This is a genomic window from Streptomyces coelicoflavus (assembly GCF_045041415.1).
GTDB classification, from domain to species: Bacteria; Actinomycetota; Actinomycetes; order Streptomycetales; family Streptomycetaceae; genus Streptomyces; species Streptomyces coelicoflavus.
This window is the reverse complement of sequence record NZ_CP108218.1, coordinates 6,489,531-6,502,788: the sequence shown is the minus strand read 5'-3', so window position 1 is coordinate 6,502,788 and position 13,258 is coordinate 6,489,531. Positions and strand designations below refer to the sequence as shown.

The 13,258-nt window shown below is 72.4% G+C and carries 11 protein-coding genes; 4 read left to right on the top strand and 7 right to left on the bottom strand.

Going from position 1 to position 13,258, the window contains the following annotated elements:
• Positions 1–46: 46 nt before the first annotated feature.
• Positions 47–2,644 carry an FHA domain-containing protein gene (locus OHA99_RS29125; RefSeq protein ID WP_405698355.1) on the bottom strand — a complete coding sequence of 866 codons (2,598 nt, stop codon included), beginning with the start codon at positions 2,642–2,644 and terminating at the stop codon, positions 47–49.
• A 240-nt stretch (positions 2,645–2,884) separates the two neighbouring features.
• Between OHA99_RS29125 and OHA99_RS29120 the strand changes: the two genes are divergently transcribed.
• Both OHA99_RS29120 and serB read left to right on the top strand, forming a co-directional pair.
• Positions 2,885–4,999 (top strand): streptophobe family protein, encoded by a 2,115-nt coding sequence (locus tag OHA99_RS29120; RefSeq protein ID WP_405698354.1) that lies wholly within the window; start codon positions 2,885–2,887, stop codon positions 4,997–4,999.
• Between the two features lie 129 nt (positions 5,000–5,128).
• A complete protein-coding gene (serB, locus tag OHA99_RS29115; protein ID WP_007448113.1) occupies positions 5,129–6,373 on the top strand; it encodes a phosphoserine phosphatase SerB in 1,245 nt (414 codons plus the stop codon).
• A 114-nt stretch (positions 6,374–6,487) separates the two neighbouring features.
• On the opposite strand, the gene OHA99_RS29110 is transcribed toward serB, so the two are convergent.
• From OHA99_RS29110 to OHA99_RS29095, 4 genes are all read right to left on the bottom strand, one after another.
• Positions 6,488–7,006: a histidine phosphatase family protein gene (locus OHA99_RS29110; protein ID WP_164247298.1), complete on the bottom strand. Its 519-nt coding sequence runs from the start codon at positions 7,004–7,006 to the stop codon at positions 6,488–6,490.
• Positions 7,007–7,098: 92 nt separating this feature from the next.
• Positions 7,099–7,305, bottom strand: coding sequence for a hypothetical protein (locus OHA99_RS29105; RefSeq protein ID WP_007448083.1), 207 nt, complete (start codon positions 7,303–7,305; stop codon positions 7,099–7,101).
• A 182-nt stretch (positions 7,306–7,487) separates the two neighbouring features.
• Positions 7,488–7,604, bottom strand: coding sequence for an SGM_5486 family transporter-associated protein (locus tag OHA99_RS29100; RefSeq protein WP_007448085.1), 117 nt, complete (start codon positions 7,602–7,604; stop codon positions 7,488–7,490).
• 75 nt (positions 7,605–7,679) lie between these two features.
• On the bottom strand, positions 7,680–9,071 hold the full coding sequence (locus tag OHA99_RS29095) for a CynX/NimT family MFS transporter (RefSeq protein WP_405698353.1): 1,392 nt from the start codon (positions 9,069–9,071) through the stop codon (positions 7,680–7,682).
• Positions 9,072–9,129: 58 nt separating this feature from the next.
• Between OHA99_RS29095 and OHA99_RS29090 the strand changes: the two genes are divergently transcribed.
• Positions 9,130–9,822 carry a FadR/GntR family transcriptional regulator gene (locus OHA99_RS29090; RefSeq protein WP_153180520.1) on the top strand — a complete coding sequence of 231 codons (693 nt, stop codon included), beginning with the start codon at positions 9,130–9,132 and terminating at the stop codon, positions 9,820–9,822.
• 106 nt (positions 9,823–9,928) lie between these two features.
• Here OHA99_RS29090 and fabI read toward each other — a convergent pair whose 3' ends face one another.
• Positions 9,929–10,696 (bottom strand): enoyl-ACP reductase FabI, encoded by a 768-nt coding sequence (fabI, locus tag OHA99_RS29085; protein ID WP_007448089.1) that lies wholly within the window; start codon positions 10,694–10,696, stop codon positions 9,929–9,931.
• 5 nt (positions 10,697–10,701) lie between these two features.
• Positions 10,702–11,406, bottom strand: a complete 705-nt coding sequence (gene fabG, locus OHA99_RS29080; protein ID WP_153180519.1) for a 3-oxoacyl-[acyl-carrier-protein] reductase — start codon at positions 11,404–11,406, stop codon at positions 10,702–10,704.
• A gap of 275 nt (positions 11,407–11,681) precedes the next feature.
• Here fabG and OHA99_RS29075 point away from each other — a divergent pair, with 275 nt between their 5' ends.
• Positions 11,682–13,205: a TldD/PmbA family protein gene (locus OHA99_RS29075; RefSeq protein WP_381501448.1), complete on the top strand. Its 1,524-nt coding sequence runs from the start codon at positions 11,682–11,684 to the stop codon at positions 13,203–13,205.
• Positions 13,206–13,258 lie beyond the last annotated feature (53 nt).

The following is a 13,258-nucleotide window of genomic DNA, read 5'->3' as shown; positions in this document are numbered from 1 at the left end:
CTTCGGGGCGTGCGGGGGGGGCCTTCGGGCCCCGCCGGACGACGGTCTACTTGCGCATGACCTCGGGCTCGTGCCGGCGCAGGAAGCGGGCGACGAAGAAGCCGCAGATCACGCCCAGGACGATCAGCGCGGCCATGTCCATGCCCCAGGCGCCCACCGTGTGCTCCCACAGCGGGTCGGCCTCGGCGCCCTTCTCCGGCGGGCTGATCCTGTTGAAGTCCAGCGTGGCACCGGCCGCGGCGACCGCCCAGCGCGAGGGCATCAGGTACGAGAACTGGTTGACGCCGACCGCGCCGTTCAGGGCGAAGAGGCAGCCGGTGAAGACGACCTGGATGATCGCGAACATCACCAGCAGCGGCATGGTCTTCTCGGCGGTCTTCACCAGCGAGGAGATGACCAGGCCGAACATCATCGAGGCGAAGCCGAGGGCCATGATCGGCAGGGACAGCTCGACGAGTGTCGCACCGCCCAGGATCAGTCCCTCGTCCGGGATCTCGCGGCTGGCGAAGCCGATCACGCCGACCAGCAGGCCCTGGAACACGGTGATCAGGCCGAGCACGAAGACCTTGGACATCAGGTACGCGGACCGGGACAGGCCGGTGGCGCGTTCCCGCTCGTAGATCACCCGTTCCTTGATCAGCTCACGGACCGAGTTCGCGGCACCGGCGAAGCAGGCGCCGACCGCGAGGATCAGCAGGACCGTGGTCGCCGTGCCGTTCGGGATGATCCGGCCGGTCTGCGGGTTGGCCGGATTGGGCAGCAGGCCCTTGTCCGCGTCGATGAGCAGGCTCACCGCGCCCAGCACCGCGGGCAGGATCACCATCAGGGCGAGGAAGCCCTTGTCCGAGGCGATCACCGACGTGTAGCGCCGCACCAGCGTGACGAACTGCGACATCCAGCCCTGCGGCTTCGGCGGCCGCATCGCCTGCATCGGCGGCACCTGTACGGACTGCGGCGCGACGGCGTCCAGGTCCGCGGCGTACATCTGGTAGTGCTGCGAGCCCTTCCAGCGGCCCGCCCAGTCGTAGTCGCGGTAGTTCTCGAAGGCGGAGAAGACGTCGGCCCAGGTGTCGTAGCCGAAGAAGTTCAGCGCCTCCTCGGGCGGGCCGAAGTAGGCCACGGAACCGCCCGGTGCCATCACGAGGAGCTTGTCGCAGGTCGCCAGCTCGGCCACCGAGTGGGTGACGACGAGGACGGTGCGGCCGTCGTCGGCGAGGCCGCGCAGCAGCTGCATGACGTCGCGGTCCATGCCCGGGTCGAGGCCGGAGGTCGGCTCGTCCAGGAAGATCAGCGACGGCTTGGTGAGCAGCTCCAGGGCGACGGAGACGCGCTTGCGCTGGCCGCCGGACAGGGACGTGACCTTCTTGTCCTTGTGGATGTCCAGCTTCAGCTCGCGCAGCACCTCGTCTATCCGGGCGTCACGCTCGGCGGCCGTGGTGTCGGCCGGGAAGCGCAGCTTCGCCGCGTACTTGAGGGCCTTCTTGACGGTCAGCTCCTTGTGCAGGATGTCGTCCTGCGGGACCAGACCGATGCGCTGGCGCAGCTCGGCGAACTGCTTGTACAGGTTCCGGTTGTCGTAGAGGACCTCGCCCTGGTCGGCCGGCCGGTAGCCGGTGAGCGCCTTGAGCAGGGTCGACTTGCCGGATCCCGACGGGCCGATGACCGCGATCAGCGACTTCTCGGGCACGCCGAAGGAGACGTCCTTGAGGATCTGCTTGCCGCCGTCGACCGTGACGGTCAGGTGACGGGCGGAGAAGGAGACCTCACCGGTGTCGACGAACTCCTCGAGGCGGTCGCCGACGATCTGGAACGTCGAGTGGCCGACACCGACGATGTCGGTCGGGCCGAGCAGCTGGGTGCCGCCCTTGGGAATCGGCTGGCCGTTGACGTACGTGCCGTTGTGCGAGCCGAGGTCGCGGATCTCCATGCGCCCGTCGGGCGTCGAGTGGAACTCCGCGTGGTTGCGGGAGACCTGGAGGTCCGAGACGACCAGGTCGTTCTCCAGGGCGCGGCCGATGCGCATCACCCGGCCGAGCGAGAACTGGTGGAACGTGGTCGGACTGCGGTCCCCGTAGACCGGTGGCGCCCCCGCCGCGCCGCCGGGTCCCTGCTGCTGGGGGAAGTGCGGCGCGGCCTGCTGCGGCGGCTGTTGCTGCTGCCAGCCGGCCTGCTGGGCCTGGTGCTGCTGCCCGTGCTGCGGTGCCTGCTGCTGCGGTGCCTGCTGCTGGAACGGCTGCTGCGCGGGCGGCGCCTGCTGGGCCCAGCCCGCGTTGGCGCCCTGCGCGGCGTACGGCTGCTGCTGTTGCTGCTGCGGCTGCTGCGGCTGGGCCTGGGGCGCGCCGGCCGGGGCCTGCGCGCCGGTCAGGCTCACGCGTGGCCCGTCGGTCGCGTTGCCCAGGTTCAGCACCGTGCCGGCGCCGAGCTCCGTCTGCTGGACCCGCTGCCCGTGCACGAACGTGCCGTTGGTGCTGCCGTGATCGTCGACCACCCAACTGCGGCCGTTGAAACTGATCGTGGCATGCCGCCAGGAGACCCTGGCGTCGTCGAAAACAAGCTCCCCCTGCGGATCGCGTCCTAGCGCGTATGACCGGGACGGATCGAGCGTCCAGGTCCGTCCATTGGATTCCAGTACGAGTTCCGGCACTCCATGCCCCACTGAGTTGTCCCCCGATGTGCTCCCGTCGCGGGGAGTCTAGGGATGTCGAACATCGGGGGGAACTATTTCAGGCTCGCCCCCCTGACCGAAAGTCGGGCCTTGTGAAAAGTGCGTAGGCACCCAGCGGCCGTTCCCGTCGGCGGGGTTGAAACCTGCCCGAAAAGTGGTATTCCACGTGAGGGGGACATGCGCGGCAACCCGACCGCGCAGCGGATCGGGGGGTCTGCCATGGGCGCGTCCACGAGCGTGGGAACCGAGGGCCACGGCGCCCGTGTGCCGTGGGGCGACGTGCTGCTGTCCGCCCTCGCCTCCGTGAGCTGGGCGTTGATCGGCATGGCGGGCACGGCGGCGCTCGGCCTGCGGCTGCTGGACGCGGACGCGGCGGGCTCGTTGGGGCCGATGACCGCGGCGGTCGTGGCGCTCGGGGCGGGTGGTTCGGTCTCGCCGGCCGGTGATGTGTCCGCGTTCGGGCTGGAAGGGGCCCGGGCCCACGCGGCCGTCGAGATCACGCCACTGGGGGTGAGCCTGGTCGGCGCCCTGTTCCTGTCGTTCTTCTTCCTGCGGTCCCTGCGGGCGGCGGGAGTTGTCGTCGCCCCCGCCGAACTCCTGGCGCGCGCGGGCTCGGTGATCGCCCTGTTCGTGGCGATGACGGGTGGTCTGGCGTGGGCGGGTCACGACCTCATCACGATCGACGGCGCCTCGTTCGGGCTCGACGACCTGGGCGGCGGGGGCGGGGACGGCGGGCTGGAGATTCCGGGGCTCGGTGAGGTGGGCGACATCGGCGGGCTGCTGCCCGACCGGGTCGGTGACCTCGCCGGCGCCCGGGTCGCCGTCGGGTTCGGCGTCGACACCGCGCCGACGTTGCTGGGCGGTCTCGTCTGGTCCGCCGGGGTGCTGCTGGTCGCGATGCTGGCCTCGCGGCGCACTCCGCTGCCGCGCGGGTGGGAGGCCGTGCACCGGGTGGTGCGACCGGCCGTGTCCGCCCTGGTCACGGTGGCGCTGACGGCGGTGGCGGCGGGTTGCGCGGCGGCGGCCTGGGCGGCGACCGGCGACGATCATCCCCGGCGGATCGCGGGGGCCGCGCTGCTTGGCGCGCCGAACGGGGTCTGGCTCGGCGTCCCGACCGGCCTGTTCGTGCCGTGGGACGGGCGGGCCACCGGCACCCTGACCGGCGTCCTCCCGGCGCCCCTGGACGACCTGCTCGGCTCCGGCACCGAGGAGCCGGTCACGCTGGGGCGGCTGGCGGAGCTGGACGGGCGGGTGTGGCTGCTGGGAGTGGCCGCGGCACTGCTGATGCTGCTGGCAGGGGTCCTGACGGCGGTACGGACGCCGGTGGGGCCCGGCGACGCACGTCCCCTCGTCTTCGCCGGGCGCTGTGCGCTGCGGCTGGGCATCGCGACCGCGGTGACGCTGCCGCTGTCGGCCCGGCTCACGGAGGTGTCCGTGGGCGCCTCCCTGTCGGTGCTCGGCATCGACGCCTTCGGCGCGGGCATCGGCCTGCACGGACACCTCGGTGTGGCCCTGCTGCTGGGCGCCGTCTGGGGCGCGGTTGCGGGGGCCGCCGGGGCGCTGGCGGCGTGCGCGAGCGGGGCGGCGGGGGCCCGGGCGACGGGCTTGGCACGCGGTGCCGGGGCAGTGACGGAGGGCGTCGGCGCGAGAGGCGGGGCGGTGACGGAGGGCATCGGCACGGGAAGCGGGGCAGCGACGGAGGGCATCGGCACGGGAAGCGGGGCAGCGACGGAGGGCATCGGCACGGGAAGCGGGGCGTCTGCGGGCCCGGCCTCGGGGCCGTACCTGCCGGGTGCGCCGCACCGGCCGCCCGACCCGGGCGCCCATCCCTGCCCGCGGTCGTGGAAGGCGTGGGAGGGGGCGGCGCGGCCGGAGTCGGGCACGGCACCGGGAACGGGTGAACCCGAGGACGCCCGCCCGGCGGGGGCGCCCCCGCCACCGCGCGGTGCCTGGCCCCTTCCGGGGCCCGGGCATACGGCGTCCGGGGCCCAGCCGCCCGGCAGCACGGGGCAGGGGCATGGGCATGGGCAGGCGGAGCAGGCGGACCCGGCGTGGCAGGGCGGCGGCGGGGGCCGTCCGAGCGGTGCCCCCGGGCAGTACGGCGACGGGGCGGGCCGGGAGGACGGCGGGACGGATCGCCGGTCCGACGACGACGTGTACGACGCCCCCACGGTGGCCGGGCCGCCGGGTCCGCCCCCGGGAACGCCGCGCCGGCCGCCGAGGCCGGGAGAACGGCCCCCGCGGCCCCGGCCCCGGGCCCGGCCCTGGGGCGAGGGCCCTCCTCCCCCGCCGCCCCCGCCACCCGCACCGCCTCGGCGGCCCCGCGACGGGTAGCCGCGGTCTGGTCCACGGCCCGACCGCTCCGGCGGCCCCGGCGGCGTCGGCGGAAAGGGGTGCCGTTCCTGTCCGCCAGTCGGACCTGGGGCGCGGGCGGCACGGGGTGCCGGATACGGTTGGAGCACCATGAGCGCTACGCAGACCTCTGACGTTCCCACGCTTCTCGTCAAGATCTTCGGCAAGGACCGGCCGGGCATCACGGCCGGCCTGTTCGACACCCTCGCCGCCTACTCCGTCGATGTCGTCGACATCGAGCAGGTCGTCACCCGTGGCCGGATCGTGCTGTGCGCGCTCGTGACCGAGCCGCCCCGCGGCCTGGAGGGCGATCTTCGTGCGACCGTCCACAGCTGGGCGGAGTCGCTGAAGCTGCAGGCGGAGATCATCTCCGGCATCGGCGACAACCGGCCGCGCGGCCTCGGCCGCTCCCTGGTCACGGTGCTGGGTCACCCGCTCACCGCGGAGGCGACCGCCGCCATAGCGGCCCGGATCACCGAGTCGGGCAGCAACATCGACCGTGTTTTCCGGCTGGCCAAGTACCCGGTGACCGCCGTCGAGTTCGCGGTGTCCGGTGTCGAGACCGAGCCGCTGCGCACCGCGCTGGCCACCGAGGCCGCCGCGCTGGGCGTGGACATCGCGGTCGTCGCGGCGGGGCTGCACCGGCGGGCGCAGCGACTGGTCGTGATGGACGTGGACTCCACACTGATCCAGGACGAGGTCATCGAGCTGTTCGCCGCGCACGCCGGGTGCGAGGACAAGGTCGCCGAGGTGACGGCGGCCGCGATGCGCGGGGAGCTGGACTTCGAGCAGTCGCTGCACGCGCGCGTGGCGCTGCTGGCGGGGCTGGACGCGTCGGTGGTGGACAAGGTACGCGCCGAGGTGCGGCTGACGCCGGGCGCGCGCACCCTGATCCGCACGTTGAAGCGGCTCGGCTACCAGGTGGGCGTCGTCTCCGGCGGCTTCACCCAGGTCACCGACGCACTGAAGGAGCAGCTGGGGCTGGATTTCGCGCAGGCCAACACGCTGGAGATCGTCGACGGCCGGCTGACCGGCCGGGTCACCGGGGAGATCGTGGACCGGGCGGGCAAGGCGCGGCTGCTGCGCCGGTTCGCCGCCGAGGCGGGGGTGCCGCTGTCGCAGACCGTGGCGATCGGCGACGGCGCCAACGACCTGGACATGCTGAACGCGGCCGGGCTCGGCGTCGCCTTCAACGCCAAGCCGGTGGTGCGCGAGGCGGCGCACACCGCGGTGAACGTGCCCTTCCTGGACACGGTGCTGTACCTGCTGGGCATCACCCGCGAGGAGGTCGAGGCCGCGGACACGCTGGACGAGGGCCTCGGCGAGGGCCTCACCCCGCCCGCCGAGCGGGTCTGACCCAGCGCGGGAGCGAGCGGAGGTACGGGGCGACGGGACCGGGGCCGGGACGGGGCACGCGACACGGCGAGGGCCCGGACCACGCGGGTACCGGGCCCCCGGCCACGAGTGCGGTCAGTCGGTCGGCGCCCAGTAGTCGACCAGGGCGGCCGTGCCGGGCTCCACGTCCTTCCAGGAGCCCGTGAAGGTCAGGACGGCGAAGGCGGCGGTCGGGAAGCCCCGACGGCCGATCCGCTCACGGACCTCGTCCTCGGCCGAGCCGGCCAGGATCTCGGTGAGAGCCTCCATGCCCGGGTTGTGGCCGACCACCAGCACGTTCCGCAGGTCGTCCGGGGTCTCGTTGAGCACGGCGATCAGTTCGCCGGGCGAGGCCTCGTAGATCCGCTCCTCATAGACGGTTTTCGGCCGGTGCGGGAACTCCTGGACGGCCAGCTTCCAGGTCTCCCGGGTCCGGGCCGAGGTGGAGCACAGGGCCTGGTCGAAGGGCACGCCGGTATCCGCCAGCCGGCGCCCGGCCTCCGCGGCGTCCATGCGGCCCCGGTCGGCGAGCGGCCGCTCGTGGTCGCTCACCTGTGGCCAGTCGGCTTTCGCATGCCGGAAGAGAACAATCCTGCGGGGTTCTGCGACGCTCATGGCATCCAGCTTCGCATGAAACAGGCCACGGGGCTCTGGGAGTTGACATGCGGATCCCCCACGGGACGCGAGCGGGAGGAAACGGTCGGCGCTCAGCGTGCCGTCAGCTGCTCCACCCGCTCCAGCAGGTGGGCTATCGCGGGCTGCTCCGCGGCGGCGTGGGCGTCGGCGGGATTGAGGATGAGCAGAAGCAGCGCGACGAAGGCGAGCACGGGCAGGGCCAGTGCCCACCAGGGCAGCCGGGTGTCGGCGCCGCCCCGGGTCGCCTGGGGAGGCCGGGTGTGGGTAGTGGCCGACATGAGTGCCTCCGCTGGTCTTCGGGCGTCCCGGTCCGTGCTCCGCGGCCCGCCTGTCGCGGGCACATCTCGAAGTTACGGACTCCGCGGGGCCCGGCCCATCCGGAGACCCACCCACTTGACCCTGACCCTCGCCCCCTAGGGGATGGGGGGTTAACCCCACCGTCCGCCCGGCGAGAGCGGTGTCACGGCGAGGCGATCGTCGCGATGACGCCGATGATCACGAAGATCGCGAGGAAGGAGCCGAAGACGATCAGCATCTTCTTCTGGCCGTTCTGGGGATTCGGATCGAGGACTGGCATGGGGCAAGTCTCGCATCCCCGGCACGGGACGCTTCCGGCGGGCCACCGGCCGACCGGCACGCCGCCCGCCGGGGCTCAGCGTGCCGCCTCGTCCTCCACCGTGCGGTCGCGCCCCGCCAGGACGCCCACCACGATCTGCGGCACCATCAGCGCGCTCATCAGCGCGATCGGCAGCCCCCAGCCGCCGCTGTGCTGGTAGAGCACGCCCACCAGGAGCGGACCGGGGATGGAGATCAGGTAGCCGGTGCTCTGCGCGAAGGCGGACAGCTGGGCGACGCCCGCTCCCGTCCTGGCCCGCATGCCGACCATGGTCAGCGCGAGCGGGAAGGCGCAGTTGGAGACGCCGAGCAGCAGGGCCCAGGCCCAGGCGCCCCCGACCGGGGCGAAGTACAGACCGGCGTATCCGGCGAGCCCGCACACGCCCAGGACCAGCACGATCGGGCCCTGGTGGGGCAGCCGGGTGGCCACCCTCGGGATGACGAAGGCGAGCGGCACGCCCATCACCATGATGACGGCGAGCAGCAGCCCGGCGGTACCGGCGGACACGCCCGAGTCACGGAAGATCTGCGCCATCCATCCCATCGTGATGTAGGCGGCGGTGGCCTGGAGGCCGAAGAAGACGGCGAGCGCCCAGGCCGTACGGCTCTGGGTGATGCGCAGCGGCGGCTGTTCCGCGGGCTTCTCGGCGGCCTGCCCGCCCTCGGTCCGCGGCGACGACGCGCCCGGCGCGGTGGACGTGGGCGCGGTGGACGTCGGCGCCTTGCGGTTGCGTACGAAGGGGATCCACGGCACGACGGCCAGCGCCGGGAGCACGGCCCACACCGCGAGACCGGGCTGCCAGTGACCGCCCAGCGCGTTCGTGACGGGCACGGTCGCCGCGGCGGCGACGGAGGTGCCGAAGGCCAGGGCCATCGAGTAGAGGCCGGTCATGGAACCGACGCGGTCGGGGAAGTAGCGCTTGACGATGACCGGCATCAGCACGTTGCTGACCGCGATGCCCATGAGGGCCAGGGCGGTGGCGGCCAGGAAGCCGCCCGTGCCGCCGACGTACGGGCGTATCAGCAGGCCGGCGGTGATGGCGACCATGCCGGCGCAGACCACCGCGCCGGGCCCGAAGCGGCGGGCCAGGCGGGGGGCGGTGACCCCGAAGACGGCGAAGCAGAGCGGCGGCACGGAGGTGAGCAGTCCGGCGACGCTGCCGCTCATGCCGAGCCCGTCGCGGACCTCCTCCAGGAGCGCGCCGAGGCTGGTGATGGCGGGGCGCAGGTTCATCGCGGCCAGGACGATGCCGAGGACGAGCAGCCGGGTCGTCCACGTCGTCCACGCGCGCGTGGCGGGCGCCTCGGCGGACGTCTCGCGGGCACCGCCGTCCACGCGCGCGTGGGTACGCGTCTCGGCGGGCGCCTGCACGCCGGTCTCCGTCCGGGTTTCCGTCCGGGTCTCGTCACTAGCCATGAGACCCATCATAGAATCATGGGATGATTGGTTGTCCACTCGCTCGTCCACCCGTGTGCGAAGGTGAGCCATGCCACTGAGCCATCCCCGCCGTTCGGCCCTGTCCGAGCAGGTCATCACGGCGCTGCGCCAGCAGATCACCTCGGGCGAGTGGCCGATCGGCTCCCGTATCCCCACGGAACCGGAACTGGTCGAGCAGCTCGGCGTCGCGCGGAACACGGTCCGTGAGGCGGTCCGCGCGCTGGCGCACAACGGTCTGCTGGACATCCGCCAGGGCTCGGGCACGTACGTCGTGGCGACCAGCGAGCTCGCGGGCGTGATGCAGCGCCGCTTCGCCGGGGCCGCTCCCCAGCACATCGCCGAGCTGCGCTCCACGCTGGAGTCGGCCGCCGCGCGCCTGGCCGCCGAGCGGCGTACGGACAAGGACCTCAAGCAGATCGACGGCCTGCTGCTGCGCCGGGAGGAGGCCTGGGAGTCGGGTGAGGCGGAGGCCTTCGTGACGGCGGACGCCACGTTCCACCTGGCGGTCGTGGCCGCCTCGCACAACGACGTGATGACCGCGATGTACGCGGACCTGAGCGAGGTGCTGCGGGACTGGCTGCGCGGCGACGTGGGCGAGGGCATGTCCCCGGCGATGCACATGGACCACGGCCGGCTGGTGGACGCGATCCGCGCGGGCGACGCGGCGACGGCGGCCGAGGAGGCCGCCGCCTATCCGTTCGTGTGCCGTCCCGGGCTGTTCGCCCCCGCCTCGGGCGACTGACCGCGCCGGGCCGGCCGCGCCGCCGGTCCGCTCGACGGCACCGCTCCGGGAACGACGCGAGGGCCCGCACCCCGTACGGGATGCGGGCCCTCGGCGTGGCGTCCGGTCAGGCGCCGATGGCGTGCAGACCGCCGTCGACGTGGACGATCTCGCCCGTGGTCTTCGGGAACCAGTCGCTGAGCAGCGCGACGATGCCGCGGCCGGCCGGCTCCGGGTCCTTCAGGTCCCACTCCAGCGGGGAGCGGCTGTCCCACACGGCGGCCAGGTCGCTGAACCCCGGGATGGACTTGGCGGCCATGGACCCGATCGGGCCCGCCGAGACCAGGTTGCAGCGGATGTTCTGCTTGCCGAGGTCACGGGCCATGTAGCGGCTGGTGGCCTCCAGCGCGGCCTTGGCCGGGCCCATCCAGTCGTACTGCGGCCAGGCGTACTGCGCGTCGAAGGTGAGGCCGACGACCGAGCCGCCGTTCTGCATCAGCGGCAGGCAGGCCATGGTCAGCGACTTCAGGGAGTACGCCGAGACGTGCATGGCGGTGGCGACCGACTCGAACGGCGTGTTCAGGAAGTTGCCGCCGAGCGCGTCCTGCGGCGCGAAGCCGATGGAGTGCACGACACCGTCGAGGCCGCCCAGCTCCTCGCCCACGATGTCGGCGAGCCGGGCGAGGTGCTCGTCGTTGGTGACGTCCAGCTCGATGACCTTGGTGGGCTTGGGCAGCTTCTTGGCGATGCGCTCGGTCAGCGTGGGCCGCGGGAAGGCGGTCAGGATGATCTCGGCACCCTGCTCCTGGGCCAGCTTCGCGGCGTGGAAGGCGATGGAGGACTCCATCAGCACACCGGTGATCAGGACGCGCTTGCCCTCGAGAATTCCGCTCATGGTGATCAGTGACCCATTCCCAGTCCGCCGTCAACGGGAATGACGGCTCCAGTGATGTACGACGCGTCGTCCGAGGCGAGGAACCGCACCGTCGCGGCGATCTCCTCGGGCCGCGCGTACCGCCCCAGCGGCACCTGCGACACGATGTTCGCCCGCTGCTCGTCGGTGAGCACCTTGGTCATGTCGGTGTCGACGAAGCCCGGCGCGACGACGTTGAAGGTGATGTTGCGCGACCCCAGCTCACGGGCGAGGGAACGCGCGAAGCCGACCAGACCGGCCTTGGAGGCGGCGTAGTTCGCCTGCCCCGCGGAGCCGAGGAGCCCGACCACCGACGAGATGAGGACGACGCGGCCCTTCTTGGCCCGCAGCATGGCGCGGTTGGCGCGCTTGACGACGCGGAAGGTGCCGGTGAGGTTGGTCTCGAGGACGGAGGTGAAGTCCTCCTCGGACATGCGCATCAGGAGCTGGTCCTTGGTGACGCCGGCGTTGGCGATCAGGACCTCGACGGGACCGTGCGTCTCCTCGATCTCCTTGTAGGCCTGCTCCACCTGCTCGGTGTCGGTGATGTCGCACCTGACGGCCAGGAAGCCCTCCGGCGGCTCACCCGAACGGTACGTGATCGCGACCTTGTCGCCGGCGTCGGCGAAAGCGCGGGCGATGGCGAGGCCGATGCCCCGGTTTCCTCCGGTGACGAGAACCGAGCGGCTCAACGGATCACCCTTTCCCTAGCGGTCGTCCACCCGTCCGGTCACCCGTACGGCGGGCGGCGAGAGCAGGCGGCTTCCTCAAAAATCTATCGGTCCCCCACCTCGCTCAGAGACTCGGGCACCCACAGTGGCTTACGGGGCTGTCTGTCGGGTCCCTACAGAACCGGTGCCGGATGCGAGAGGAAAGGTGTGGTCGCCGGACCGCCGACGCGACATGATGCGGCGCAGCCCCCGGTGTCGCGGCAGACGACCGGTCACGCCGACAGAAAGAGACGCAGGTGCCTCACAGCATCGACCAAGCCTTCACGGCACTCCCCCTACGCGCCCTCGCCGACGCCGCCCTCGCCCGTGCGCGTGCCCTCGGCGCCGAGCACGCCGACTTCCGCCTCGAGCGGGTGCGCAGCGCGTCCTGGCGGCTCAGGGACGCCAGGCCCGCCGGGTCCTCGGACACCACCGACCTCGGGTACGCGGTGCGGGTGGTGCACGGCGGCACGTGGGGTTTCGCGTCCGGCGTGGACCTGACCCTGGACGCGGCCGCCAAGGTCGCCTCGCAGGCGGTGGCGATGGCGAAGCTGTCGGCGCAGGTGATCAAGGCGGCCGGGTCGGACGAGCGGGTCGAGCTGGCCGCCGAGCCCATGCACGCCGACAAGACCTGGGTCTCGGCGTACGAGATCGACCCCTTCGCCGTGCCGGACGCGGAGAAGTCGGCCCTGCTGGCCGACTGGAGCGCGCGGCTGCTGGCGGCCGACGGGGTCGACCACGTGGACGCCTCGCTGCTCACCGTGCACGAGAACAAGTTCTACGCCGACACCGCGGGGACCACGACGACGCAGCAGCGGGTGCGGCTGCACCCCGTGCTCACCGCGGTGTCGGTGGACGACTCCAGCGGCGAGTTCGACTCCATGCGGACGCTCGCGCCGCCCGCCGGGCGCGGCTGGGAGTACCTGACCGGCACCGGCTGGGACTGGGATTCCGAGCTGGCCGAGATCCCGGAGCTGCTGGCCGGGAAGATGCGGGCGCCGAGCGTCGAGGCGGGGCTGTACGACCTGGTCGTCGACCCGTCGAACCTGTGGCTGACCATCCACGAGTCCATCGGGCACGCCACCGAGCTGGACCGCGCCCTCGGCTACGAGGCCGCCTACGCCGGCACCTCCTTCGCCACCTTCGACCAGCTCGGCAAGCTGCGCTACGGCTCGGAGCTGATGAACGTCACCGGCGACCGCACCGCCGAGCACGGGCTGGCGACCGTCGGGTACGACGACGAGGGCGTCGCGGGCCAGTCCTGGGACCTGGTGAAGGACGGCAGGCTGGTGGGCTACCAGCTCGACCGGCGGATCGCGAAGCTCACCGGGTTCGAGCGGTCCAACGGGTGCGCGTACGCCGACTCCCCCGCGCACGTGCCGGTGCAGCGCATGGCCAACGTGTCGCTGCGGCCGGATCCGGGCGGGCTGTCGACCGAGGACCTGATCGGGGGCGTCGAGCGCGGGATCTACGTCGTCGGGGACCGGTCGTGGTCCATCGACATGCAGCGCTACAACTTCCAGTTCACCGGTCAGCGGTTCTTCCGGATCGAGAACGGGCGGCTCGCCGGGCAGCTGCGGGACGTGGCGTACCAGGCGACGACCACCGACTTCTGGGGGTCCATGGCGGCCGTCGGCGGCCCGCAGACGTATGTCCTGGGCGGTGCCTTCAACTGCGGCAAGGCCCAGCCGGGGCAGGTCGCGGCGGTGTCCCACGGCTGCCCGTCGGCGCTCTTCAAGGGAGTCAACATTCTGAACACGACGCAGGAGGCCGGTCGATGAGCGCTAGCACGGGGATTGGCCGGGGGTCCGGGGGTTGTCCCCCGGGAAAGCAC

Bases quoted from the DNA above. Each gene is read 5' to 3' on its own strand.
- OHA99_RS29105 (WP_007448083.1), bottom strand. From the start codon at position 7,305: ATGTCGGCCACTACCCACACCCGGCCTCCCCAGGCGACCCGGGGCGGC.
- fabI (WP_007448089.1), bottom strand. From the start codon at position 10,696: ATGAGCGGAATTCTCGAGGGCAAGCGCGTCCTGATCACCGGTGTGCTG.
- OHA99_RS29100 (WP_007448085.1), bottom strand. From the start codon at position 7,604: ATGCCAGTCCTCGATCCGAATCCCCAGAACGGCCAGAAGAAGATGCTG.
- OHA99_RS29120 (WP_405698354.1), top strand. From the start codon at position 2,885: ATGGGCGCGTCCACGAGCGTGGGAACCGAGGGCCACGGCGCCCGTGTG.
- serB (WP_007448113.1), top strand. From the start codon at position 5,129: ATGAGCGCTACGCAGACCTCTGACGTTCCCACGCTTCTCGTCAAGATC.
- OHA99_RS29110 (WP_164247298.1), bottom strand. From the start codon at position 7,006: ATGAGCGTCGCAGAACCCCGCAGGATTGTTCTCTTCCGGCATGCGAAA.
- OHA99_RS29090 (WP_153180520.1), top strand. From the start codon at position 9,130: ATGCCACTGAGCCATCCCCGCCGTTCGGCCCTGTCCGAGCAGGTCATC.
- OHA99_RS29095 (WP_405698353.1), bottom strand. From the start codon at position 9,071: ATGATGGGTCTCATGGCTAGTGACGAGACCCGGACGGAAACCCGGACG.